The 23,316-nt window shown below is 60.3% G+C and carries 16 protein-coding genes and 1 pseudogene; 11 read left to right on the plus strand and 6 right to left on the minus strand.

Annotation, left to right across the window (positions count from 1 at the left end):
* The 6 genes and pseudogenes from fadB to D8U82_RS23635 form a co-directional block, all read left to right on the plus strand.
* A pseudogene (fadB, locus tag D8U82_RS23610) lies at positions 1–467 on the plus strand (fatty acid oxidation complex subunit alpha FadB); the annotation flags it as partial.
* Between the two features lie 29 nt (positions 468–496).
* Positions 497–1,672, plus strand: a complete 1,176-nt coding sequence (gene fadA / locus D8U82_RS23615; RefSeq protein WP_016775495.1) for an acetyl-CoA C-acyltransferase FadA — start codon at positions 497–499, stop codon at positions 1,670–1,672.
* A gap of 93 nt (positions 1,673–1,765) precedes the next feature.
* Positions 1,766–2,002: a DUF1653 domain-containing protein gene (locus tag D8U82_RS23620; RefSeq protein ID WP_125927776.1), complete on the plus strand. Its 237-nt coding sequence runs from the start codon at positions 1,766–1,768 to the stop codon at positions 2,000–2,002.
* A gap of 114 nt (positions 2,003–2,116) precedes the next feature.
* Entirely contained in the window at positions 2,117–4,750 is a 2,634-nt protein-coding gene (topA, locus tag D8U82_RS23625; protein WP_016775493.1) for a type I DNA topoisomerase, read from the plus strand.
* A 144-nt stretch (positions 4,751–4,894) separates the two neighbouring features.
* A complete protein-coding gene (locus D8U82_RS23630) occupies positions 4,895–5,419 on the plus strand; it encodes a DUF6586 family protein (RefSeq protein ID WP_125927773.1) in 525 nt (174 codons plus the stop codon).
* Between the two features lie 106 nt (positions 5,420–5,525).
* Positions 5,526–5,759, plus strand: a complete 234-nt coding sequence (locus D8U82_RS23635) for a hypothetical protein (RefSeq protein WP_003226592.1) — start codon at positions 5,526–5,528, stop codon at positions 5,757–5,759.
* Between the two features lie 96 nt (positions 5,760–5,855).
* On the opposite strand, the gene sulA is transcribed toward D8U82_RS23635, so the two are convergent.
* Together sulA and lexA are read right to left on the minus strand one after the other, a co-directional pair.
* The gene (gene sulA / locus D8U82_RS23640; protein WP_024013637.1) at positions 5,856–6,329 is read right to left on the minus strand and encodes an SOS-induced cell division inhibitor SulA; all 474 of its coding nucleotides are present in this window, start codon (positions 6,327–6,329) and stop codon (positions 5,856–5,858) included.
* A gap of 10 nt (positions 6,330–6,339) precedes the next feature.
* Positions 6,340–6,948 carry a transcriptional repressor LexA gene (gene lexA / locus D8U82_RS23645; RefSeq protein WP_016775490.1) on the minus strand — a complete coding sequence of 203 codons (609 nt, stop codon included), beginning with the start codon at positions 6,946–6,948 and terminating at the stop codon, positions 6,340–6,342.
* A 229-nt stretch (positions 6,949–7,177) separates the two neighbouring features.
* Here lexA and D8U82_RS23650 point away from each other — a divergent pair, with 229 nt between their 5' ends.
* From D8U82_RS23650 to D8U82_RS23665, 4 genes are all read left to right on the plus strand, one after another.
* Complete coding sequence (locus D8U82_RS23650; RefSeq protein WP_016775489.1) at positions 7,178–7,885, plus strand: TetR/AcrR family transcriptional regulator; 708 nt, start codon at positions 7,178–7,180, stop codon at positions 7,883–7,885.
* A 170-nt stretch (positions 7,886–8,055) separates the two neighbouring features.
* Positions 8,056–9,054: a beta-N-acetylhexosaminidase gene (gene nagZ / locus D8U82_RS23655; protein WP_177434164.1), complete on the plus strand. Its 999-nt coding sequence runs from the start codon at positions 8,056–8,058 to the stop codon at positions 9,052–9,054.
* 12 nt (positions 9,055–9,066) lie between these two features.
* Positions 9,067–9,804, plus strand: coding sequence for an S-methyl-5'-thioinosine phosphorylase (locus D8U82_RS23660; RefSeq protein ID WP_130903096.1), 738 nt, complete (start codon positions 9,067–9,069; stop codon positions 9,802–9,804).
* 9 nt (positions 9,805–9,813) lie between these two features.
* A complete protein-coding gene (locus D8U82_RS23665) occupies positions 9,814–13,107 on the plus strand; it encodes a DEAD/DEAH box helicase (RefSeq protein ID WP_130903097.1) in 3,294 nt (1,097 codons plus the stop codon).
* A 125-nt stretch (positions 13,108–13,232) separates the two neighbouring features.
* Here D8U82_RS23665 and D8U82_RS23670 read toward each other — a convergent pair whose 3' ends face one another.
* Genes D8U82_RS23670 through mfd form a run of 3 tightly spaced genes read right to left on the minus strand, consistent with a single transcriptional unit; the run spans position 13,233 to position 19,961 of the window.
* Positions 13,233–15,923 carry a DEAD/DEAH box helicase gene (locus tag D8U82_RS23670; RefSeq protein ID WP_130903098.1) on the minus strand — a complete coding sequence of 897 codons (2,691 nt, stop codon included), beginning with the start codon at positions 15,921–15,923 and terminating at the stop codon, positions 13,233–13,235.
* Between the two features lie 11 nt (positions 15,924–15,934).
* Positions 15,935–16,501, minus strand: coding sequence for a CsiV family protein (locus D8U82_RS23675; protein ID WP_071173055.1), 567 nt, complete (start codon positions 16,499–16,501; stop codon positions 15,935–15,937).
* Between the two features lie 10 nt (positions 16,502–16,511).
* Complete coding sequence (mfd, locus tag D8U82_RS23680; protein ID WP_130903099.1) at positions 16,512–19,961, minus strand: transcription-repair coupling factor; 3,450 nt, start codon at positions 19,959–19,961, stop codon at positions 16,512–16,514.
* Positions 19,962–20,315: 354 nt separating this feature from the next.
* Between mfd and D8U82_RS23685 the strand changes: the two genes are divergently transcribed.
* Entirely contained in the window at positions 20,316–21,779 is a 1,464-nt protein-coding gene (locus D8U82_RS23685; protein WP_016775482.1) for a glyceraldehyde-3-phosphate dehydrogenase, read from the plus strand.
* A gap of 172 nt (positions 21,780–21,951) precedes the next feature.
* On the opposite strand, the gene D8U82_RS23690 is transcribed toward D8U82_RS23685, so the two are convergent.
* On the minus strand, positions 21,952–23,250 hold the full coding sequence (locus tag D8U82_RS23690) for an MFS transporter (protein ID WP_130903100.1): 1,299 nt from the start codon (positions 23,248–23,250) through the stop codon (positions 21,952–21,954).
* Positions 23,251–23,316: the final 66 nt, after the last annotated feature.

A 23,316-nucleotide genomic window follows, 5' to 3' on the forward strand; every position in this document is an offset into this window, starting at 1 on the left:
CGGATCGCATGAAGGATGACCGTCGTTCGGCCATCGACGTGCTGTACGAAGCCAAACGCCTGGGCCAGAAGAACGGCAAGGGCTTCTACGCCTACGAGGCCGACAAGAAAGGCAAGCAGAAGAAAGTCGCCGATCCGTCGGTACTCGAAGTGCTCAAGCCGATCGTTTACGAGCAGCGCGAAGTCACTGACGAAGACATCATCAACTGGATGATGATCCCGCTGTGCCTGGAAACCGTGCGCTGCCTGGAAGACGGCATCGTTGAAACCGCCGCCGAAGCCGACATGGGTCTGGTCTACGGTATCGGTTTCCCTCCATTCCGTGGCGGTGCGCTGCGCTACATCGATTCGATCGGTGTCGCCGAGTTCGTTGCCCTGGCTGACCAGTACGCTGATTTGGGCGCGCTGTACCACCCGACCGCGAAGCTGCGCGAAATGGCCAAGAACGGCCAGAGCTTCTTCGGTTAAGCGCCCCCAACTAGAGTGAGAGTGAACTTATGAGCTTGAATCCTAGAGACGTCGTGATTGTCGACTTCGGTCGTACTCCGATGGGCCGCTCCAAGGGCGGCATGCACCGCAACACCCGCGCCGAAGATATGTCGGCGCACCTGATCAGCAAACTGCTGGAACGCAACAGCAAGGTCGACCCGGCGGAAGTCGAGGACGTGATCTGGGGCTGCGTCAACCAGACCCTGGAACAGGGCTGGAACATCGCGCGCATGGCGTCGCTGATGACCCAGATTCCGCACACTTCTGCTGGCCAGACCGTCAGTCGCCTGTGCGGTTCGTCGATGAGCGCGCTGCACACCGCTGCGCAAGCGATCATGACCGGCAACGGTGACGTGTTCGTGGTCGGCGGCGTCGAGCACATGGGGCACGTGAGCATGATGCACGGTGTCGATCCGAACCCGCACATGTCGCTGTACGCGGCGAAAGCCTCGGGCATGATGGGCCTGACCGCTGAAATGCTCGGCAAGATGCACGGCATCACTCGTGAGCAGCAGGATGCCTTTGGCGTGCGTTCCCACCAGTTGGCCCACAAGGCTACCGTGGAAGGCAAGTTCAAAGACGAAATCATCCCGATGCAGGGTTACGACGAAAACGGTTTCCTGAAACTGTACGACTACGACGAAACCATTCGCCCGGAAACCACCCTGGAAAGTCTGGCGGCGCTCAAGCCGGCCTTCAATCCGAAGGGCGGCACCGTTACTGCCGGTACTTCGTCGCAGATCACCGACGGTGCTTCGTGCATGATCGTGATGTCGGCGCAGCGTGCACAGGACCTGGGTATCCAGCCGATGGCGGTGATCCGTTCGATGGCAGTAGCGGGTGTGGACCCGGCGATCATGGGCTATGGTCCAGTACCGGCGACACAAAAAGCCCTGAAGCGTGCGGGCCTTGGCATCAACGATATCGACTTCTTCGAGCTCAACGAAGCTTTCGCCGCACAGGCCTTGCCAGTGCTGAAAGATCTGAAAGTGCTCGACAAGATGAACGAGAAGGTTAACCTGCACGGCGGCGCGATCGCCCTGGGTCACCCGTTCGGTTGCTCCGGTGCACGTATTTCCGGCACCCTGTTGAACGTGATGAAGCAGAATAGCGGCACCTTCGGGGTGGCCACTATGTGCATTGGTCTCGGCCAAGGCATCTCCACCGTCTTCGAACGCGTTTAAGCGTCTCGTCGATGGAAGCCGGGGCCCAGTGCCCCGGTTTTTGTTTTTGGGTTTTTTATTTATTTTTGAAAAGATTTCAGTGAGGGCCGAAGCATGCCGATACAACCTGGGCTCTACCAACATTACAAGGGTCCGCAATACCGTGTATTCAGTATTGCGCGCCATTCCGAAACCGAAGAAGAAGTGGTCTTTTACCAAGCCCTGTATGGCGATTACGGCTTTTGGGTGCGCCCGTTGAGCATGTTCGTCGAGTCGGTCGAGGTTGACGGCGAGCAGGTGCCGCGCTTTGCTTTGGTGCAAGCCGAACCGAGCCTTTTTGACAAGGTTTGAGGCGACTGCGCAGACAACCCTGCGCTTGACCTCACCTTGTATCAACTATATATAGCGGTGCCGCGTCAGGCGCCAACCGCCTTTCACTTCTAGAATTCAGGAATTTTCTGATCCATGGGCAAATCGCTGGTCATTGTGGAATCCCCGGCTAAGGCCAAGACCATCAACAAGTATCTGGGTAACCAATACGTGGTGAAGTCGAGTATCGGCCATATCCGAGACCTGCCCACCAGCGGTTCGGCTAGCGCCAGCAAAGAGCCAGCCGCCAAGCGCGGCAAGGCTGCTGCGGGCGAAGGTCCGGTGCTCTCGCCGAAAGAGAAAGCGCGCAAGCAGCTGGTCTCGCGCATGGGCGTCGATCCCGAACACGGCTGGAAAGCCCAGTACGAGATCCTCCCGGGCAAAGAAAAGGTCATCGAAGAGCTGCGCCGGCTCGCCAAGGATGCTGACACCATCTATCTCGCAACCGACTTGGATCGCGAGGGGGAAGCCATTGCCTGGCACCTGCGCGAAGCCATCGGTGGTGATGACAGCCGTTACAAGCGCGTGGTGTTCAACGAGATCACCAAGAAGGCGATTCAGGAAGCCTTCTCCGAGCCGGGCGAGCTGGACATTGATCGTGTCAACGCTCAGCAGGCGCGTCGTTTCCTCGACCGCGTCGTCGGCTACATGGTCTCGCCGCTGCTGTGGGCCAAGATCGCCCGTGGTCTGTCCGCCGGTCGCGTGCAATCGGTTGCCGTGAAACTGGTGGTCGAGCGTGAGCGCGAAATCCGTGCGTTCAATCCCGAAGAATACTGGGAAGTGCATGCCGATCTCGGCACTGCCAAAGGCTCGACCGTGCGTTTCGAAGTGGCTCGCGAAAAAGGCGAAGCCTTCAAGCCGCTGAACGAAGCCCAGGCCATGGCTGCGTTGGAAAAGCTCAAGTCCTCCAGCTACAGCATCGTCAAGCGCGAAGACAAACCGACCAGCAGCAAGCCGTCGGCGCCGTTCATCACGTCGACCTTGCAGCAGGCTGCGAGCAACCGCCTTGGTTTCGGCGTGAAGAAAACCATGATGATGGCCCAGCGTCTTTACGAAGCCGGCTACATCACTTACATGCGTACCGACTCGACCAATCTCTCGGCCGACGCCGTGGCGATGGCGCGCACTTACATCGAGGACGAATTCGGCAAGAAGTACCTGCCGGAAACGCCGAACGTCTACAGCAGCAAGGAAGGCGCGCAAGAGGCTCACGAAGCGATTCGTCCGTCCGACGCTAACACCACGCCGAGCAAGCTGGCGGGTATGGAGCGTGATGCCGAGCGTCTGTACGAGCTGATCTGGCGCCAGTTCCTCGCCTGCCAGATGCTGCCGGCGCAGTACCTGTCGACCACCGTCAGCGTCGGCGCTGGCGACTTCGAACTGCGCGCCAAGGGCCGTATCCTCAAGTTCGACGGTTACACCCGGGTGATGCCGCAGATTGCCAAGCCTGGCGATGATGACGTGCTGCCGGACATGGCCCAGGGCGATGTGATGAAGCTGATCAAGCTCGATCCGTCGCAGCATTTCACCAAGCCACCGGCGCGTTACTCCGAGGCCAGTCTGGTCAAGGAAATGGAAAAGCGCGGCATCGGTCGTCCTTCGACCTACGCTGCGATCATTTCGACCATTCAGGATCGCGGTTATGTGACCCTGCACAACCGTCGTTTCTACTCGGAAAAGATGGGCGACATCGTCACCGAACGTCTGTCCGAGAGCTTCTCCAATCTCATGGACTACGGCTTCACCGCGGGCATGGAAGAGAACCTCGATGACGTGGCGCAGGGCGAACGCGACTGGAAAAACGTGCTCGACGAGTTCTACGGCGACTTCAAGAAGAAACTCGAAGTTGCGGAAAACCCGGACAGCGGCATGCGCGCCAACCAGCCGGTCATGACTGACATTCCGTGCACCACCTGCGGTCGTCCGATGCAGATTCGTACCGCATCGACTGGCGTGTTCCTCGGCTGCTCGGGCTACAGCCTGCCGCCGAAGGAGCGCTGCAAGGCCACTGTCAACCTGGTGCCGGGCGATGAAATCGCAGCGGACGACGAGGGCGAATCGGAATCGCTGGTACTGCGCGGCAAGCATCGCTGCCCGATCTGCAGCACGGCGATGGACGCCTACCTGCTGGACGAAAAGCGCAAGCTGCACATCTGCGGCAACAACCCGGATTGCGCCGGTTACGAAATTGAAGAAGGCAGCTATCGCATCAAGGGCTATGAAGGTCCGAGTCTGGAATGCGATAAGTGCGGCAGTGAGATGCAGCTCAAGACGGGCCGTTTCGGCAAGTTCTTCGGTTGCACCAACCCGGAGTGCAAGAACACCCGCAAACTGCTGAAAAGCGGTGATGCAGCGCCGCCGAAGATGGATCCGGTGAAGATGCCTGAGCTGAAATGCGAAAAGGTCAACGACACCTACATCCTGCGCGATGGTGCGTCCGGTCTGTTCCTGGCCGCCAGTCAGTTCCCGAAAAACCGCGAGACCCGCGCTCCGTTGGTGATCGAGATTCTGCCGCACAAGGACGAGATCGATCCGAAGTACCACTTCCTGTGCGAGGCTCCGCAAAAGGATCCTGACGGTCTGCCAGCGGTCATCCGCTACAGCCGCAAGACCAAGGAGCAATACGTACAGACAGAAGTCGATGGCAAACCGACAGGCTGGAAGGCGTATTACGACGGTGGCAAGTGGACTGTTGAAGACAAGCGCAGCGCAAAGGCCAAGGCTGAGTAAGCGCTAGTCTGAACAGCGAAAAGGCCGCATGAAACCTTGGGGGTTTCATGCGGCCTTTTTGTTTTGTGCTTGCGCTGGCATTGGTTGATCCATGACACTGCCGGGCCTGTGTGAAGCAATTATTTCGTTGTGGAGGCTGCCGTCATGGCCCACGAACTCTATACCCGCACCAACCAGAAGATCTATTTCGCTGGGCTGTCACTCGAAGCTCTGGCTCGTGCTGAAGAAGGGCGGGCGATGAATTCTCTGGCGCTGATCCAGGCCGGGCGTGAGTCGGCGTTGTTCCACCTATACGGCGCGCTGCTGGGCTTGTGTCATGAGATCGCTGGCTTTTATCGTCTGCCGCAGGCCAATTCGCCGAGGGCGGAGGAGTTGCTGAGGCGCGAAGTGCTGGAATCGATAGCGATCCCGGAGCTGGCGGAAATGGTCGAGCTGGCCGGTAATCCGGAAACCTGGCTGGCGAAACTGCTGGCGGCGCACGCAGCACTGTTTCAGCCACCGAGGGCGCCACGCAAGCCGAAAGGCGACGTGACGCAGCCGCTGATCCAAGCGATTAATCTTGATGAAGAAGAGTCGCCACAAGAGCTCAGTCGAGATGAGCTGGAGAGCTGGCGGCAGAACCTCAAGGGCCTGGCCCTGCGTTTCCGGGAAGGCTTGAACGAGTGCTGAGGTAGTTTGGCGCAGTGGCAATCTGAAACATGCTGCTGGTCAAGATCCTGAGCGAAGCTCGAATGATGTCTATATAATCGCTGCCTTTCGTGGAGAACAGACCTATATGCCAACGTCCTTTCTAGAAATTGTCGAGTTACCAGACGGCCGAATCGAACTGCGCAGGGCTGAGGACGAAGGTTCTCTGGTGACGCTGGATTTCTCCGAGGATGCCAAAGCGTTCCTGCAGGGCCAGCACGTTGAAATCGCCAAAGCGATGTTGAGCGTTGGCGTGCAGATGGCGGGTCGTATGGTTGAAGGCGAGTTTGATAAGGAAGAGGGGCCGCGGGTTCTTCATTGATTCACGCTTTGGCCTTTTCTCGGTCGCTTGCGCTTCAGATCGGCTTCTCTGTCCCTGGAGAAGCCCTGCGCTTCACACAGCGCGCATTACCATCAATCAACCCAAACGAATGTTCAGGCTCTGCGCTTCGCCCGTACGCGCGGCGCTGATCAGTTGTTGCCGCGAATTGGCATTCAACGGGTTTAGCCATGTCACCACGGTGTGGCTGCGACCCAGTCGCAACGCTTCGCACGCCAGTTGCTGAGCACTTTGAGTGCCGCGCGGTTGCAGCAGAAGAATGCGTTCGCGATTCAGGCCGGCATCGCGCAGCCAGGTTTGCGTCAGACTGGCGGGTGGGGCGATCAGCGTCAGCCAGCGAGCATCCTGATCCTCGCTGAGCTCACGCAGGATCGGGGCGAGCAGGTTCAGGCAGTTCCCGGCCGCACCGCGCAGTGATAGCTCACTGAAGGCGTCAGGTTTGGCGTTCCAGTCACGCTCGACCACGTCTTTGAGGATCGGCGCTAGCGGCTGCGCCAGAAACGCTTCAAACAAAGGCAGTTGTGTTTGCTGAGGTGTGTGTGGGAACTGCATGGAGCCTCCTTTAGCGGCGAATGACGCCGACACTCAAGCCTTCGATCACCAGTTCCTGATCTTTCAGGTCGACTTCGATAGGGGCGAACTCGGGGTTTTCAGCGATCAGCCAGACCTTGCTGCCTTCACGCTTGAAGCGTTTGACCGTCACTTCGTCGCCGATACGCGCAACCACAACCTGGCCGTTACGCGCTTCGCGGGTGGTATGTACTGCCAGCAGGTCGCCGTCGAAGATGCCGATATCCTTCATGCTCATGCCGTGCACACGCAATAGGTAGTCGGCGCGAGGATGGAAGAAGGTCGGGTTGATGTTGCAGGATTCTTCGATGTGCTGCTGGGCGAGGATCGGCGCGCCGGCAGCCACTCGGCCAATGATCGGCAGGGTGGAATCGTCGGCCTTGGCTTCGAAGCCGGGAATACGGATGCCGCGGGAAGCACCTGGGGTCATCTCGATCGCGCCTTTGCGGGCGAGGGCCTTGAGATGTTCTTCCGCCGCGTTGGGCGATTTGAAACCCAGTTCCTGAGCGATTTCCGCACGGGTGGGCGGATAGCCGTTGTCTTCGAGGCAACGTTTGATAAAGGCCAGAATCTCGGCTTGGCGTGGCGTCAGCTTTAGCATATTGATCGCTCTGTCTTTTTATACAGTGACTGGGATTATATACAGTGAAGCGGTCTTGGCAATGGGCGTTTTTTTGCCGCCCGCCGAGCGGTCGCGCAGGGCACTTATTAATGCTGGCGCCTTGTGTGGTTAAATAGCTGACCGACCATTCCCAAAACGAACCGGCAGGCTTGACAAGGCACAGGCTGAAACGTATGTTTCAAACAAGTGTTTGTCAGGCGGAGTAGCCATGGCCCAGTCGGAAACCGTTGAACGCATTCTTGATGCTGCCGAGCAGTTGTTCGCGGAGAAAGGATTCGCTGAAACCTCATTGCGTTTGATCACCAGCAAGGCTGGCGTCAATCTGGCTGCGGTGAATTATCACTTCGGCTCGAAAAAGGCGCTGATCCAGGCGGTATTCTCGCGCTTTCTCGGTCCGTTCTGCGTGAGCCTCGATAAAGAGCTGGAGCGCCGTCAGGCCAAGCCTGAGAACAAGCCGACCCTCGAGGAGTTGCTGGAAATTCTCGTCGAGCAGGCGCTCGTCGTGCAGCCCCGCAGCGGTAACGATCTGTCGATCTTCATGCGTTTGCTCGGCCTCGCGTTCAGCCAGAGCCAGGGCCACTTGCGGCGTTATCTGGAAGACATGTACGGCAAGGTGTTTCGCCGCTACATGCTGCTGGTCAATGAAGCGGCGCCACGCATTCCGCCGATCGAACTGTTCTGGCGCGTGCACTTCATGCTTGGCGCCGCTGCGTTCAGCATGTCCGGGATCAAGGCCTTGCGCGCGATTGCCGAGACCGATTTCGGCGTCAATACCTCCATCGAACAAGTGATGCGCCTGATGGTGCCGTTCCTCGCTGCCGGCATGCGCGCCGAAACCGGCGTCACCGATACAGCCATGGCCAGCGCGCAATTGCGTCCGCGCAGCAAATCCATGCCGGTCGCCGCCAAGGTTTGACCGCGCACGGGTGGGCGCGGCAGCTGGTATCCGCTAAGCTAGCCGGCCATGCCGACTCTCGTACTGAACCCGATCTGCATGAATTCTGCTGACCGTCCGGGCAATGCCCACGGTAGCGAATGCGAGCAGATCGGGTTTTTCGTTTTCAAGGAATCTCTATGACTGCTGGCCTGCAAGGCTCGTTGATGGTGGACGTCGCCGGTACCTGGCTGACGGCCGAAGATCGCCAATTGTTGCGTCAGCCCGAAGTGGGCGGCCTGATCATTTTCGCCCGCAACATCGAGCATCCTCGCCAGGTGCGCGAACTCAGCGCCGCGATCCGCGCGATTCGCCCGGATCTGCTGCTGGCGGTGGATCAAGAGGGCGGGCGCGTGCAGCGCCTACGTCAGGGTTTCGTCCGTCTACCGGCGATGCGCGCCATCGCCGATAACCCGAATGCAGAGTATCTCGCCGAGCAATGCGGCTGGATCATGGCCACCGAAGTGCTGGCGGTCGGGCTCGATCTGAGTTTCGCCCCTGTATTGGACTTGGACTATCAGCGCAGCGCTGTGGTCGGTACCCGTTCATTCGAAGGCGATCCCGAGCGCGCAGCCTTGCTCGCCGGTGCATTCATTCGCGGCATGAACAGCGCCGGCATGGCCGCCACTGGCAAACATTTCCCGGGCCACGGCTGGGCCGAAGCAGACTCCCACGTGGCGATTCCGAACGACGAGCGCAGTCTCGACGAAATCCGCGCCAATGATCTGGTGCCCTTCGCCCGTTTGAGCAAGCAGCTGGCCGCCGTCATGCCGGCCCACGTCATTTATCCGCAAGTCGACTCGCAGCCCGCCGGTTTCTCCCGACGCTGGCTGCAGGAGATCCTGCGCGGCGAATTGCAGTTCGATGGCGTGATCTTCAGCGATGATCTGTCGATGGCCGGCGCCCACGTGGTCGGCGACGCTGCCAGCCGCATCGAAGCCGCGCTGAGTGCCGGTTGCGACATGGGTCTGGTGTGCAACGACCGCGCGGCAGCCGAGCTGGCCCTGAGCGCCGCGCAGCGCATGAAGGTCAAGCCTTCCGCGCGCATCGCGAAGATGCGCGGGCAGGCCTTCGCCAGCACCGATTATCGTCAGGACCCGCGTTGGCTCACCGCCCTCGGCGCGCTCAAAGACGCTCAACTGATCGATTAAGGATTTTTCGTTATGACCGTTTACGCAATCATCGGTGGCACTGGCCTGACTCAGCTCGAAGGCCTGAGCATTCGCCAGTCGCTGGCAGTCGACACCCCGTACGGCGCGCCTTCGGCCGAGGTGCAGATTGGTGAGTACGCCGGCAAGGAAGTGCTGTTCCTCGCCCGTCACGGTCACCCGCATCGTTTCCCCCCGCACAAGGTCAACTACCGCGCCAATCTGTGGGCGCTGAAGCAGGCGGGTGCCGAAGCGATCATTGCCGTGAATGCAGTGGGCGGGATTCATCCGGCCATGGGTACCGGGCATTTCTGTGTGCCGCACCAGATCGTCGACTACACCAGCGGGCGCGAGCACACCTTTTTCGCCGATGATCTGGAACACGTCACCCACATCGATTTCAGCTTTCCCTACAGCGAGCCGTTGCGTCAGCAATTGATTGCAGCAGTCGCCGCCGAAGGCTGCGAATTCAGCGATCAAGGCGTGTACGCCTGCACCCAGGGACCGCGTCTGGAAACGGTCGCCGAGATCGTGCGACTGGAACGTGACGGCTGCGACATCGTCGGCATGACCGGCATGCCGGAAGCAGCGCTGGCGCGTGAGCTGGATCTGGATTACGCCTGTCTGGCGCTGGTGGTGAATCCTGCAGCCGGCAAGACCACCGAAGTCATCACCATGGCCGAAATCGAGCAGGCCCTGCACGACGGCATGGGCAAGGTGAAATCAACGTTGGCCCGGGTGCTGGCCAGCTAAGGACTGTCCATGAGCATTTTCATCGAGCGGCTCAAAGGGCTGACATGGACCCACGCATTCAGTAGCAAGGCGTTGGCCAAGGCCCGCGCTTATGCCGCCGATGACCGGGTCGAGATCCTCGAGATCGATGACAAGAAGATAGAGGCGTTCTGCGTCGGTTCTCACCCCCAGACGTATGCGCAAAGCATTTACCTGTCCGAAGATCGGCTGGGGTCGGTAAACCTGCGTTGCCTGTGCAGCTGTCCTGTTGCAATCGACTGCAAGCACAGCGCAGCGGTGCTCTATCACCTGCTGGGCACTGGCGAGGATGCGTCTGGAAGTGACGCGCAGACCCCGTTGGGACGAGCGCTGGAGCATTGGCTTTCGACAATTCCCGTGCCGGCCAAGCCCGCTGAAGAAAGTGCGCAAACCGCAGGTACGCGTCTGTTTTACAAGCTCAAGCCGACGTCTGCGAACGGCAAGTGGCTGCTGGATATTTTCAAGGTCTACCAGCTCAAGAGCGGCGAGTTACGCGAAGTCAAACCGATGTACTCGCTCGCGGAAATGCTCATGCGCCAGCCCGGCTACCTGTCCGAGCTGGATCTGCGCATCGCCCGGCTGTTGGTCGCCATGCATTCCCATCACGCCTATTACAGCGGCTATCCGCTGGAAGGCAACAGTGGCGCCGAACTGCTGGAAATGCTCCTGCGCACCTCGCGGCTGTTCCTCGACTTCGAAGACCTGCGAGCGCTGACACCGGGGGCGAAACGCGTGGGTCAGTTCTCTTGGGCTGAGCAGGCCGATGGCGGATTCCGCGCGCAATGGAGCAGTGCCGAAGCCGCGCAGGAAACCGTGCTGGCGCTGGAGCCGCTTTATTATCTTGATCGCGAGCAGCGCCAGGTTGGCCCGCTGTTCACTGAGCTGGAAGAAAAACTCGCCTGTCATTTGACCCAGGCGCCAGATATTCCGGCGCGTCAGGCCATGCAGTTCAGCCATCGCATGAGCGCGGCGACCCAAATTGCGCCACCGCACAAACTCACCGAACGGATCATCGATGACGTGCTGCCGCAGCCGCAACTGACCCTGGTCAGCGGCCGAGAACGCTCGCGCTGGGAATATGTGCTGGAGCACCGCGCCGCTCTGCTGTTTACCTACAACGGTCATCCGGCGGTGGATCGCAACCCGGAAGTGATGATCCTCAACGGCAGCGAAACCCAGCGCATTCAGCGTCAACCGGCGCTGGAAAAGAAGCTGCGCCAGAACCTGCAAAAACATGGCTTCAAGAAAGCCACGCGCAAGAGTGCAATGGATCGTCCTGGCGAGATGTTTACCTTGCCGGATGATTCCGCCTGGCTCGGGTTCATGCACGAAGGGCTGGCCACACTGCGCGCCGCAGACTGGAAAATCGAGATCAGTCCCGGTTTCCATTTCGATGTACAACCGGTTGAACAGTGGTACGCCGAGGTCGAAGAAGAGGCCACGCATCAGTGGTTTGATCTGCAGTTGGGTATCGTCGTCAACGGCGAGCGCTACAGCTTGCTGCCGATCCTTCTGCACCTGTTGCGAACCCAGCCGCGCTTGCTCGACCCGGTCAATCTGGCGCAGCGCAGCGATGATGAAAAACTCCTGATCGAGCTCAAGCCCAGCGGTTTTGGCGAGCCGGCGGGCGCCAAAGTCGCGTTGCCGCTGAGTCGGGTCAAACCGCTGATGGCGACGCTGGGCGAGCTGTACTTGGGCGGCCATCAGGGTGATGCGCTGCGCTTGACCGCTCCAGACGCCGCGCGTCTGAGTATGCTCGATGGCGTGCCGCTGGATTGGCAGGGCGGCGAACGTCTGCGCACTTTTGCCAAGCGTCTGCAGAATTCCAGTCACGCCCAGGTTGCTGCGCCGGCCGGCCTCAATGCGCAACTGCGCCCGTATCAGCTCGAAGGCCTGAACTGGATGCAGACCCTGCGCGAGCTGGAGGTCGGCGGCATTTTGGGCGATGACATGGGCCTGGGTAAAACCCTGCAGACCCTGGCGCATCTGCTCACGGAGAAACACGCCGGGCATCTGGACTGTCCGGCACTGGCGGTGATGCCCACCAGCCTGATTCCCAACTGGCTCGACGAAGCCGAGCGCTTCACGCCGCAGTTGAAAGTCCTGGCGCTGCAGGGCACCGGGCGGCAAAAGGACTTTGCCAATCTGGGCGAATACGACTTGGTGCTGACCACTTACGCATTGCTGCCCAGGGATCTGGAAATCTTGCAGCCGCAGTCGTGGAGCGTGCTGATTCTCGACGAAGCGCAGAACATCAAGAACCCGCTGAGCAAAGCCGCCCAGGCCGCGCGTGACTTGCAGGCCCGTCAGCGCTTGTGTCTGAGCGGTACGCCGCTGGAAAACCACCTCGGTGAGCTGTGGTCGCAGTTCCATTTCCTCATGCCCGGCTGGCTCGGCGACAGCAAATCCTTCAACCGCGATTACCGCACACCGATCGAGAAGCACGGCAATGTGCAGCGCATGCAGCACCTGACCGCGCGCATCAAGCCGTTTTTGCTGCGACGCAAGAAGGATCAGGTCGCCACCGAGTTGCCGCCGAAAACCGAGATCATCCACTGGGTCGAACTCAGCGATGGTCAGCGCGACGTCTATGAGACGGTGCGTGTGGCGATGGACAAAAAGGTCCGCGACGAAATCGCCCGCAGTGGCGTGGCGCGCAGTCAGATCATCATCCTCGATGCGCTGCTCAAACTGCGCCAGGTCTGCTGCGATCTGCGCCTGGTCAATATGCCGCTGACGGCGAAGGCGTTGCGCTCGGGCAGCGGCAAGCTGATCAGCCTGATGGAGATGCTTGAAGAATTGCTCGGCGAAGGTCGGCGCATTCTGCTGTTCTCGCAGTTCACCTCGATGCTGGCGCTGATCGAGCAGGAATTGCAGCAACGCGGGCTTGGCTACTCGTTGCTGACCGGCGACACCACCGATCGGCGCACGCCGGTGAGGGATTTCCAGGGCGGCAAGGTGCCGTTGTTCCTGATCAGCCTCAAGGCCGGGGGCACTGGTCTGAACCTGACGGCGGCGGACACGGTGATTCACTTCGATCCGTGGTGGAACCCGGCGGTGGAGAATCAGGCGACTGATCGGGCGTATCGCATCGGGCAGAACAATCCGGTGTTCGTCTACAAGTTGATTGCCAAAGGCACCGTCGAAGAGAAGATCCAGGCGTTGCAGCAGGAGAAAGCGGCGCTGGCCGGGGCGGTACTGGAGGGTGGCACGACGGGCGGATTCAAACTGGAACAGAGTGATATCGAGGCGCTGTTTGCGCCGTTGCCGGCTTCCAGAGATTGAAGGGTTTGAATCGCGGCGGGGCCATTCGCGAGCAGGCTCGCTCCCACATTGGATCTCGAGCGAATCTGGATTAATTGTGGGAGCGAGCCTGCTCGCGAAAAGCTATCTAACCAGCAACGCCGCTTTCAGCGCTTGTCGATCTTGTCCGGCAACGGCGCAAACAGCGCTTCAATATCATCGCTCTGCAACTTCCAGTCCCCGGCCTTGCGCCCATCGAGCACGCCCGCTGCCAGGTCTGACTTTTCCTTCTGCAGGTGCTGAATCTTCTCTTCCACTGTGCCCCGGGCAATCATCTTGTAGACGAACACCGGTTTCTCCTGGCCGATTCGATAGGCCCGGTCAGTCGCCTGATTCTCGGTTGCCGGGTTCCACCACGGGTCGTAGTGAATCACCGTATCGGCTTCGGTCAGGTTCAAGCCGACGCCACCGGCCTTCAGGCTGATCAGAAAAATCTGACGCGTGCCGCTCTGGAATTCCTTCACCGGTGTGCGCCGGTCGCGGGTCTGGCCAGTGAGGAGGGCGTAAGCGATCTTGCGTTTTTTCAGTTCCTCTTCGATCAATGTCAGCATCGAAGTGAATTGCGAAAACAGCAGAATCCGCCGGCCTTCCTCGAACAACTCCTCAAGCATTTCCATCAGGCTGTCGAGCTTGCCCGAGGTGCTGCCGCGTGTGGGCAGGGTGGCGTCGTTGACCAGGCGTAGATCGCAGCAGACCTGGCGCAGCTTGAGCAATGCTTCGAGAATGATGATCTGGCTGCGTGCCACGCCTTTGCGAGTGATCTCGTCACGGACTTTCTTGTCCATCGCCAGGCGCATGGTCTCGTACACGTCGCGCTGCGCTTCGTTGAGTTCGACCCAGTGGATGATTTCGGTTTTCGGCGGCAGCTCGGTGGCGACCTGCTCTTTGGTGCGGCGCAGCAGAAACGGTTTTATCCGACCGTTGAGGTGTTGCAGTCTGACTTCACTGCCGCGCTTTTCGATCGGCACACGGTAATCGGCATTGAAGCTTTTCACGTCGCCGAGCCAGCCCGGCAGCAGGAAGTGGAACAGCGACCACAGCTCGCCCAAGTGGTTTTCCAGCGGCGTGCCGCTGAGGCACAGGCGCTGGCGCGCGTTCAGCTCGCGGGCGGCCTGCGCGGCTTTGCTGTTGGGGTTCTTGATGTATTGCGCTTCGTCCAGCACCAGCACGTGCAACGGCTGTTTGGCCAAGCGCTCGAGGTCCTTGGGCAGCAGGGCGTAGGTGGTGAGGATCAGGTCGAAGTCGGCCAGATTGTCGAAGTGTTTCTTGCGCGTGGCGCCATACAGGGCGAGCACTTTCAGTTGCGGGGTGAAGTGCGCCGCTTCATCTAGCCAGTTCGGAATCAGGCTGGTCGGCATCACCACCATGCACGGACGATCGAGGCGTCCGGCGTTCTTCTCGCTGAGAATATGCGCCAGGGTCTGTAGGGTTTTGCCCAGGCCCATGTCATCCGCAAGAATCCCGCCGACCTCCAGTTGCCGCAGCGATTGCATCCAGCTCAAACCTTCGAGCTGATACGGGCGCAGCGTTGCATTCAGACCTTGCGGCGCTTCGGCCGTGAAATCGCGGATGTCGCGCAGGCGCTGGGCGAAGGTGCGGATCTGCTCGCCGCCTTCCCACAACAGCGGCAGGCCTTCCAGCGAATTGAGCCGGGTGGCGTCAGCCTTGCTCAGGCGCAGGGTGGTTTCGCCCGGCTCCTGCAAATAGAACTCGCCCAAGGTCATCAATACCGGCTTCAGGCGACCGAGGGGCAGCGCCACTTGCAACGGCCCATGCTCGCTGCTGCGTTGCGGAATGTTCACCAGAATCAGCTCGTCATCGCGACGCCGGGCGAGGCGTTCCGGGTTGAGGATCTCGGTGTGCGAGCGCATCAGATTCAGCAGGATCGGCAGCAGGCTCAGGCGTTCGCCGTTGACAATGATGCCCAGCTCCAGATCAAACCAGTCGCGCTCCGGCGCCTGTTCGACGGTGGCGTACCAGTCGTCGACGGCGGTCAGGTCGAAACCGAATTCCTCATCGATCTGCAACTCCCAGCCCTGGCTGCGCAACTTCGGCAAGTCATTGAGCGTGAAGGTCAGCCAGGCGCTGTCGTTGACCATCTCGTAGAGTTCGCCGGCGCTTTCCGGCAGCGCTTTGCTCTGCCGGGTGGCGATGCGGAAACCGAGGATGCGCAACTGTTCGCGGTAGGACTGTTCGACGTCCGGATGACGTTTTATCCGCAGGGTCTGGGCTTCCTGACGGATCAGGATATCGCTGTGTTTTTGCCCGCTGACGTATTCGTCCAGATAGCTGAACGACAGCGCCGCACGATGCTGAATGTAGCGCTGCATCTTGCCGTTGCGCGGCTCGAAGGCGCTGAACTCGACGCTCGCCAGCCACAGGCGCGGCACCGGCTGCACGTTGTCCACCAGCACTTGCGGTGGCGCTTTCGGGCCGCGGTTTTCCAGCACGGCCTGGAGCTTCTCCAGCAGCTCGGCATCTTTCGCGGCGGCGGGGTAGTCGAGGGTTTCCTGGATTTTCAGCAGCACCGCCGCGCAATGTTTGCAATTGCTGCGCACCGGGCAGGTGCAGGTGGCGTCGACCAGCAACAGCGTCGCTTTGGCTGACTCGCGCAGATGGATGGTTTGCCGGTAAACACTGCCGCCGGAGCCTTCGCAACTGGCGGTGATAGTCGCATCGCCGACCTGGGCGATGCGCACCCGATTCTCCAAAGCGTAGCGGCGGCCGCGCTCCAGACTCTGTTCTTTGAATCGGCTGACCCACGACGGGGCCAGCGGTTTGCTCAGGGGCGGCGGCATAAGGACTTCGATCAGTCCGGCACGACTTCAGGCGCTTCGCGAGGCGCTGGCGCGGTCAGGGAAGTGATCTTGATCAGCAGGGCCAGGTGGCCGTTGTCGAGGTAATTGAGCTGGCCGTTCTTGGTGTGGCTGTCCTGACGCAGGCGCTCACTGGCAGTGACCAGGCCATTGGCGTCGATCTGATTGACCCAGAAATCGGCGGTCACGTCGGTGAAGCGGCCGAGTTTCATTTCCAGCGTGCCCTCAATCGGGAACTGGCCGAACTGCTCCTGACCTTCGCTCACTGCGACTTTCGCCGGCGCTTCGCCGAGGCTCTGCTGCCAGGCTTTGTGCATCAGCACGGTGTACTCGCCGCTGGCGGTGAGTTTGCTCACCACATCATTCAGCGCTGGGGTGCGCTGGCTGTCGCTGCCCAGACGCTGGGCGCCTGCGGCCCAGTCTTCCGGGGCGGCGCGGCTGACGATGGCCGGGACAGCATTCTGGCGCACCAGGATCATTTCGACCTGATAGGTGTCATCGGCAAACGCCGTCGGTGCTGCAAGTGCAAGCAACAAAGTCAGAGAGCGGAACAGGCGCATCGGGCGTCCTTCAAGCGGATTTCGGGATGAGACGCTCAAACAGCGCCTCGACAGTATTGAAACGTTCTTCCGGGCGCTCCATCGGCACCTGGAATTTAAACATCGTCGCGCCTTCGAACTTGTAGCGCTTGGGCTGCGTCTGGATCAGCTTGATCAGGGTCATCGGGTCAACCGGCGTCTGCGCTTCGAACTCGATACGTCCGCCTTGCGGCCCGCCGTCGACTTTCTTGATGCCGAGCTTTTCCGCCTGCAATTTCAGCGCGGTGATGCGCACCAGGTTCTTGGTCGGCTCCGGCAACAGACCGAAGCGGTCGATCATCTCCACCTGCAGGTCCTTGAGGCCTTCCTCGTCGGTGGCCGAGGCGATGCGTTTATACAGAATCAACCGCGCATGTACATCCGGCAGGTAATCTTCCGGAATCAGCGCCGGCACCCGCAGATTGACTTCCGGGCCGCCGCCCAGCGGTTGATCGAGGTTCGGCTGCTCGCCCTTGCGGATCGACTTCACCGCGCGCTCGAGCATTTCCATGTACAGGGTGAAACCGACGGCCTGAATCTGCCCGCTCTGACCATCGCCGAGCAGTTCGCCGGCGCCACGGATTTCCAGGTCGTTGGTGGCCAGCACGAAACCGGCGCCGAGGTCCTGGGTATTGGCGATCGCTTCCAGACGCTTTTCCGCGTCGGAAGTGATCTGCTGGCGCGGCGGCGTCAGCAGGTAGGCGTAAGCCTGGTGGTGACTGCGGCCGACACGACCACGCAACTGGTGCAGCTGGGCCAGGCCGAACTTGTCGGCGCGTTCGATGATGATGGTGTTGGCGCTCGGCACGTCGATGCCGGTCTCGATGATGGTCGAGGCGATCAGCACGTTGAAGCGCTTGTGGTAGAAGTCGCTCATCACCTGTTCGAGTTCACGTTCGCGCATCTGCCCGTGGCCGATACCGATGCGCGCTTCCGGCACCAGTTCGGCGAGGTCGGCGGCGCATTTTTCGATGGTCTTCACATCGTTGTGCAGGTAGTAAACCTGACCGCCACGCAGCAGTTCACGCAGCAGGGCCTCTTTGACCGTGCTCTTGTTCTGTTCCATGACGAAGGTGCGCACCGACAGGCGACGCGCTGGCGGCGTGGCGATGATCGACAGATCGCGCATGCCCGACACCGCCATGTTCAGCGTGCGCGGAATCGGCGTCGCAGTCAGGGTGAGGATGTCGACTTCGCTGCGCAGGGCCTTGAGCTGTTCTTTCTGGCGTACGCCAAAACGGTGTTCTTCGTCGATGATCACCAGCCCGAGGTTTTTGATCTTCACGTCGTCGGACAGCAGCTTGTGCGTGCCGATGACAATGTCGATCTTGCCTTCCGCAAGATCGGCGATCGCCGCGTTGACTTCCTTGGCCGATTTGAATCGACTCATCACTTCGACCGTCACCGGCCAGTCGGCGAAGCGGTCGCGGAAACTGTTGTAGTGCTGCTGGGCGAGCAGGGTGGTCGGCACCAGAATCGCCACCTGACGCCCGCCGTGCACGGCGATGAACGCGGCGCGCATGGCCACTTCGGTCTTGCCGAAGCCAACGTCGCCGCAGACCAGGCGATCCATCGGTTTCGGCGCGAGCATGTCTTCGCGCACGGCCTCGATGGTGGCTTGCTGATCGGGTGTTTCTTCGAACGGGAAACCGGCGCTGAACGTCGCGTAATCGGCCTTCGGATCGGCGAAGGCATAACCTTCGCGGGCGGCGCGACGGGCATAAATGTCGAGCAATTCGGCGGCGACGTCACGCACCTGCTCGGCGGCTTTGCGCTTGGCTTTCTGCCAGGTTTCCGAGCCGAGGCGATGCAACGGCGCGAGCGAATCGTCGCTGCCGGTGTAGCGCGCGATCAGGTGCAGGTTGGCCACCGGCACGTAAAGCTTGGCGTTCTCGGCGTATTCGAGGGTGAGGAATTCGGCGGCCTGATTGTCGATTTCCAGAATTGTCAGGCCAAGGTAGCGGCCGACGCCGTGATCGATATGCACCACCGGCGCGCCTTCACGCAGTTCGGTGAGGTTCTTGATTACCGCATCGTTGCTGACGTCGCTGCGCTTCTCGCGGCGACGACGTTGCATGACCCGTTGGCCGAACAGCGGACTTTCCGCCACCAGCGCCAGCGCCGGGTCGTCGAGCAGCAGACCTTCGTCGAGCGGGGCGATAGTGATCGCCAGACGATCCTTGCTGGCAACGAAGTCTGGCCAGCTGTCGACGGTTTTCGGCCGCAACTTCAGGCGTTCCAACAGTTCCAGCAGGACTTCGCGACGACCCGCCGATTCGGCGGTGAACAGCACGCGACCGGGGAATTCTTCGAGGAAACCGGCCAGCGCCGCCAGTGGTTGCGTGGCTTTGGCTTCGATGGCCAGATCCGGCAGCGCGTGCGCCGGGAATCGTTCACGGCCGACACCCCTTTCAACGTCTTGCTGACTGGCGACGACTCGCGGCCAATTCTTCAGACGCGCGAAGCAATCTTCTACCGGCAGGAACAGTTCGGCCGGTGGCAATAAAGGACGCGAAGGATCGACGCGGCGTTCTTCGTAACGATTGCGCACGTCGTTCCAGAAGTTTTCCGCCGCTTGCTCGATGCCCGGCAGCGAAAACACTTGTGTGTCCTGAGGCAGGTAATCGAACAGCGTCGAAGTTTCGTCGAAGAACAGCGGCAGGTAGTACTCGATGCCGGCCGGGGTGATACCGCTGCTTAAATCTTGAAAGATCGGGCAGCGGCGAAAATCGACGTCAAAGCGCTCACGGAAACGCGCCTTGAAGCGGGTGACTGCGTCTTTCTGCAATGGAAACTCGCGGGCCGGCAGCAGCTTGACCGACTCGACCTTGTCGATCGAGCGCTGGGTTTCCGGATCGAAGGTGCGCAGGGTTTCTATTTCGTCGTCGAACAGGTCGATGCGATACGGCAGTTTGCTGCCCATCGGGAACAGGTCGATCAGCGCGCCGCGTACGGTGAACTCGCCGTGCTCGTACACCGTGTCGACATAGCGATAGCCGCTGGCTTCGAGCCGTGCGCGCATCTGTTCGACGTCGAGCTTCTGGCCGATGTCCAGCACCAGGCTGCTGCCGAGGAGGAATTTGGTCGGCGCCAAGCGATGCAAAGCGGTGGTGATCGGAACCACCAGCACGCCGTGGGCCAGTTCCGGCAGGCGATACAGGCTGGCGATGCGCTGGGAGATGATGTCCTGGTGCGGCGAGAACAGGTCGTAGGGCAGGGTTTCCCAGTCGGGGAAATGCAGTACGGGCAAATCCGGGGCGAAGAAACTCAGCTCCTGTTCCAGCCGTTCGGCGCTTTGGCTGTCGGCGGTCAGCAGCAGGGTAAAGCGCTTGGCAGCGCTGGCAGCCTCGGCAATCGCCAGGCTGAGGGCGGCACCGGGCAGATTGCCCCAGTGCTGTTTACCTGCTTCGGCAGGGAGTAGCGGTAGACGCAGAACAGGCACGGAAGGTTGAGCTCCAGGCGTTGCGACAAAGTCGGTAATTGTAGCGGCCTCCGGTGCCGCCTGTCAGTTGCAGACTGCGTCTATCTTCATGGTTTGGACGAAATGTAGTGGTAACCATAAAAACGAGCACTTTTTTCATGGTTATGTAGTGCCGAAACCGGGTGGTGTTACGGAGGGTTACAGACATCGTCTAACAGTCGTCGAAAAATTGACTGCGCTGAAAGCCCCGGTTTTACTGGGCTGGAGAAAGGCGTAAATTTTTTGAACGGGAATTTGTTACCGATTGCGCGACAAGCGCGCATTGCTGAAAGGGCTTGTCGGCGGCATAATGTAGCCCCTTTTTTCTGCCCCTACATGTGGAAGGTTACCGTGACTCAGAAGCCCGACCAGTGTCTTGGTGAATGGATCGACCGTGAAGCACTCGCAGAAGCGATGATCCCGCTTATCGGTCAGCTCTACCGCAATAACAACGTGGTTAGCTCGATCTATGGCCGCAGCCTGATCAACCAGTCTGTCATCGCGATTCTCAAAGCTCACCGCTTTGCTCGCCACCGTTCTTCGGACGACAGCGAACTCTCCGTCCACGAAACATTCCCACTGCTCAAGGCCATGAGCGAGCTCAAGCTCGGCGCGGCGTCGGTGGATCTGGGCAAGCTGGCGTTCAAATTCCGCAATGAAGGCAACGGCCGCAGCGCCGAGCAGTTCGTGCGTGAAGAGATGGCTGACGTGGTTGGCCAGCAGAACGCTTCGGCCCGCAAAGGCACCGACGTTGTTCTTTACGGCTTCGGTCGTATCGGCCGTCTGCTGGCGCGCATCCTGATCGAGAAAACCGGTGGTGGCGACGGCCTGCGTCTGCGCGCCATCGTCGTGCGCAAAGGCGCCGAGAACGACCTGACCAAGCGCGCCAGCCTGCTGCGTCGCGATTCGGTGCACGGTTCGTTCAACGGCACCATTACCATCGACGAAGAAAACAACACCATCACCGCCAACGGTAACCTGATCCAGGTGATCTACGCGAAGAACCCGACCGAGGTGGATTACACCCAGTACGGCATCAAAGACGCGCTGCTGGTGGACAACACCGGTGTATGGCGTGACGCCGATGGCCTGGGTCAGCACCTGGCGTGCCCGGGCATCGACCGCGTTGTTCTGACCGCGCCTGGCAAGGGCAAGCTGAAGAACATCGTTCACGGCATCAACCACGGTGAAATCACCGCTGACGACAAGATCGTCTCGGCTGCTTCCTGCACCACCAACGCCATCGTGCCGGTGCTCAAAGCGGTCAACGACAAGTTCGGCATCATCAACGGTCACGTCGAAACCGTTCACTCGTACACCAACGACCAGAACCTGATCGACAACTTCCACAAGGGCGATCGCCGTGGCCGCAGCGCCGCGCTGAACATGGTGATCACCGAGACGGGCGCCGCTACCGCTGCTGCCAAGGCTCTGCCTGAATTGGCCGGCAAGCTGACCGGTAACGCGATCCGTGTGCCGACGCCAAACGTGTCGATGGCCATTCTCAACCTCAACCTTGAGAAAGCCGCCACCCGTGAAGAGATGAACGAGTACCTGCGCTACATGGCGCTGCACTCTGAGCTGCACAAGCAGATCGACTTCGTCAATTCGCAGGAAGTGGTGTCGACCGACTTCGTTGGCTCGCGTCACGCTGGTGTGGTCGACGCTGAAGCGACCATCGTGCAGGACAACCGCGTCGTTCTGTACGTTTGGTACGACAACGAGTTCGGCTACAGCTGCCAGGTAGTTCGCGTAATGGAAGACATGGCTGATGTGAATCCGCCAGCGTTCCCGCGCTAAGCCTCAGGCTTGAATGAAAACGCCCCGGCATTTTGTCGGGGCGTTTTTGTTTGTGGGCCTGTTGGATCTTCTGTGTCCTTGCCGGCCTCTTCGCGAGCAGGCTCGCTCCCACACTGGATCAGTGTCGTTCACAATCTTCTGTGGGAGCGAGCCTGCTCGCGAAAGCATTCTGTCAGGCGCCGCTGGCTACCGAAGCCTGCGCCGTGCGCAACTCATGCCGGTTGCCACGGAACAATACCAACGTCGCAATCAACCCCAACACCGCCGCGCCACTGAGCCAGATCCCCGGTGCTGCCTTGTTGTCCAGCACATGAATCAGGTAGGTACACGCCGCCGGGGTAAAGCCGCCGAACGTCGCCGTCGCCAGGCTGTACGCCAGCGAGAAACCGGTCGTGCGCACTTCCACCGGCATGATCTCGGTCAGCGCCACCACCATCGCGCCGTTGTACGAGCCATAAAGGAACGACAGCCACAGTTCGACAATCAGCAAATGGCTGAAGCTGGGGTTCGCCACCAGCCACGACAGCGCCGGATACGCCGTGAGGATCGCCAGAATCGTCGCTGTCAGCAGTAAGGGTTTTCGGCCGATCTTGTCGGATACCGCGCCCATCACCGGTAGCCAGAAGAAATTCGACAAGCCGATGCACACCGTCACCAGCAAGGCGTCGAGGTCCGACAGATGCAACTCGGCCTTGCCGAACGTCGGCGTGTACGCAGTGATCAGGTAGAACGAAACCGTGGTCATCACCACCAGCGCCATGCCGGCAATGACGATGCCGAAGTTCTGGCCGATCGAGCGGACGATCTCGCCGAGGGTAGGGCGGTGGGTGCGCGCTTGGAATTCCGGAGTTTCTTCCAGCGAGCGACGGATGAAGAAAATCACCGGCACGATCATGCAGCCAATCAGAAACGGCACGCGCCAGCCCCATTCGCCCATTTGCTCCGGACTCAGCCAGTGATTCAGAGCAACGCCGAGCAAGCCAGCGAACACCACGGCTGCCTGTTGGCTGGCGGACTGCCAACTGACGAAAAAGCCTTTACGCCCCGGCGTAGAAATTTCCGCCAGATACACCGACACGCCGCCCAATTCCACGCCCGCCGAGAAGCCTTGCAGCAGGCGGCCGAACAACACCAGTAGCGGTGCGGCGACGCCGAGCGTCGCGTAACCGGGCACGCAGGCAATCAGCACCGTACCGGCGGCCATCATCGCCAAAGTGATGATCAGCCCTTTGCGCCGTCCGTGACGGTCGATATAGGCGCCGAGGAAAATTGCCCCCAGCGGGCGCATCAGGAAGCCGGCGCCGAAGGTCGCCAGCGACAGCATCAGCGAAGCGAAGGCGCTGTCGGTGGGGAAGAAGGTTTTGGCGATGGCCGTGGCATAGAAGCCGTAGACCATGAAGTCGAACATTTCGAGGAAGTTGCCGCTGACAACGCGAAAGATCGCTTTGCCTTTGCCCGTGGTGGAGGACATGGGAGGTACTCACTGTTCAATTTTGTATAAAGGCGTTGCAGCCATGGGGAAGCGAGCGGGCGCTTG

Source organism: Pseudomonas sp. Sample_23 (genome assembly GCF_004307595.1).
GTDB lineage: Bacteria > Pseudomonadota > Gammaproteobacteria > Pseudomonadales > Pseudomonadaceae > Aquipseudomonas > Aquipseudomonas atacamensis.

Coding starts and splice junctions, on each gene's coding strand:
- fadA (WP_016775495.1), top strand. CDS start 497: ATGAGCTTGAATCCTAGAGACGTCGTGATTGTCGACTTCGGTCGTACT.
- D8U82_RS23620 (WP_125927776.1), top strand. CDS start 1,766: ATGCCGATACAACCTGGGCTCTACCAACATTACAAGGGTCCGCAATAC.
- topA (WP_016775493.1), top strand. CDS start 2,117: ATGGGCAAATCGCTGGTCATTGTGGAATCCCCGGCTAAGGCCAAGACC.
- D8U82_RS23630 (WP_125927773.1), top strand. CDS start 4,895: ATGGCCCACGAACTCTATACCCGCACCAACCAGAAGATCTATTTCGCT.
- D8U82_RS23635 (WP_003226592.1), top strand. CDS start 5,526: ATGCCAACGTCCTTTCTAGAAATTGTCGAGTTACCAGACGGCCGAATC.
- sulA (WP_024013637.1), bottom strand. CDS start 6,329: ATGCAGTTCCCACACACACCTCAGCAAACACAACTGCCTTTGTTTGAA.
- lexA (WP_016775490.1), bottom strand. CDS start 6,948: ATGCTAAAGCTGACGCCACGCCAAGCCGAGATTCTGGCCTTTATCAAA.
- D8U82_RS23650 (WP_016775489.1), top strand. CDS start 7,178: ATGGCCCAGTCGGAAACCGTTGAACGCATTCTTGATGCTGCCGAGCAG.
- D8U82_RS23660 (WP_130903096.1), top strand. CDS start 9,067: ATGACCGTTTACGCAATCATCGGTGGCACTGGCCTGACTCAGCTCGAA.
- D8U82_RS23665 (WP_130903097.1), top strand. CDS start 9,814: ATGAGCATTTTCATCGAGCGGCTCAAAGGGCTGACATGGACCCACGCA.
- D8U82_RS23670 (WP_130903098.1), bottom strand. CDS start 15,923: ATGCCGCCGCCCCTGAGCAAACCGCTGGCCCCGTCGTGGGTCAGCCGA.
- D8U82_RS23675 (WP_071173055.1), bottom strand. CDS start 16,501: ATGCGCCTGTTCCGCTCTCTGACTTTGTTGCTTGCACTTGCAGCACCG.
- D8U82_RS23685 (WP_016775482.1), top strand. CDS start 20,316: ATGTGGAAGGTTACCGTGACTCAGAAGCCCGACCAGTGTCTTGGTGAA.
- D8U82_RS23690 (WP_130903100.1), bottom strand. CDS start 23,250: ATGTCCTCCACCACGGGCAAAGGCAAAGCGATCTTTCGCGTTGTCAGC.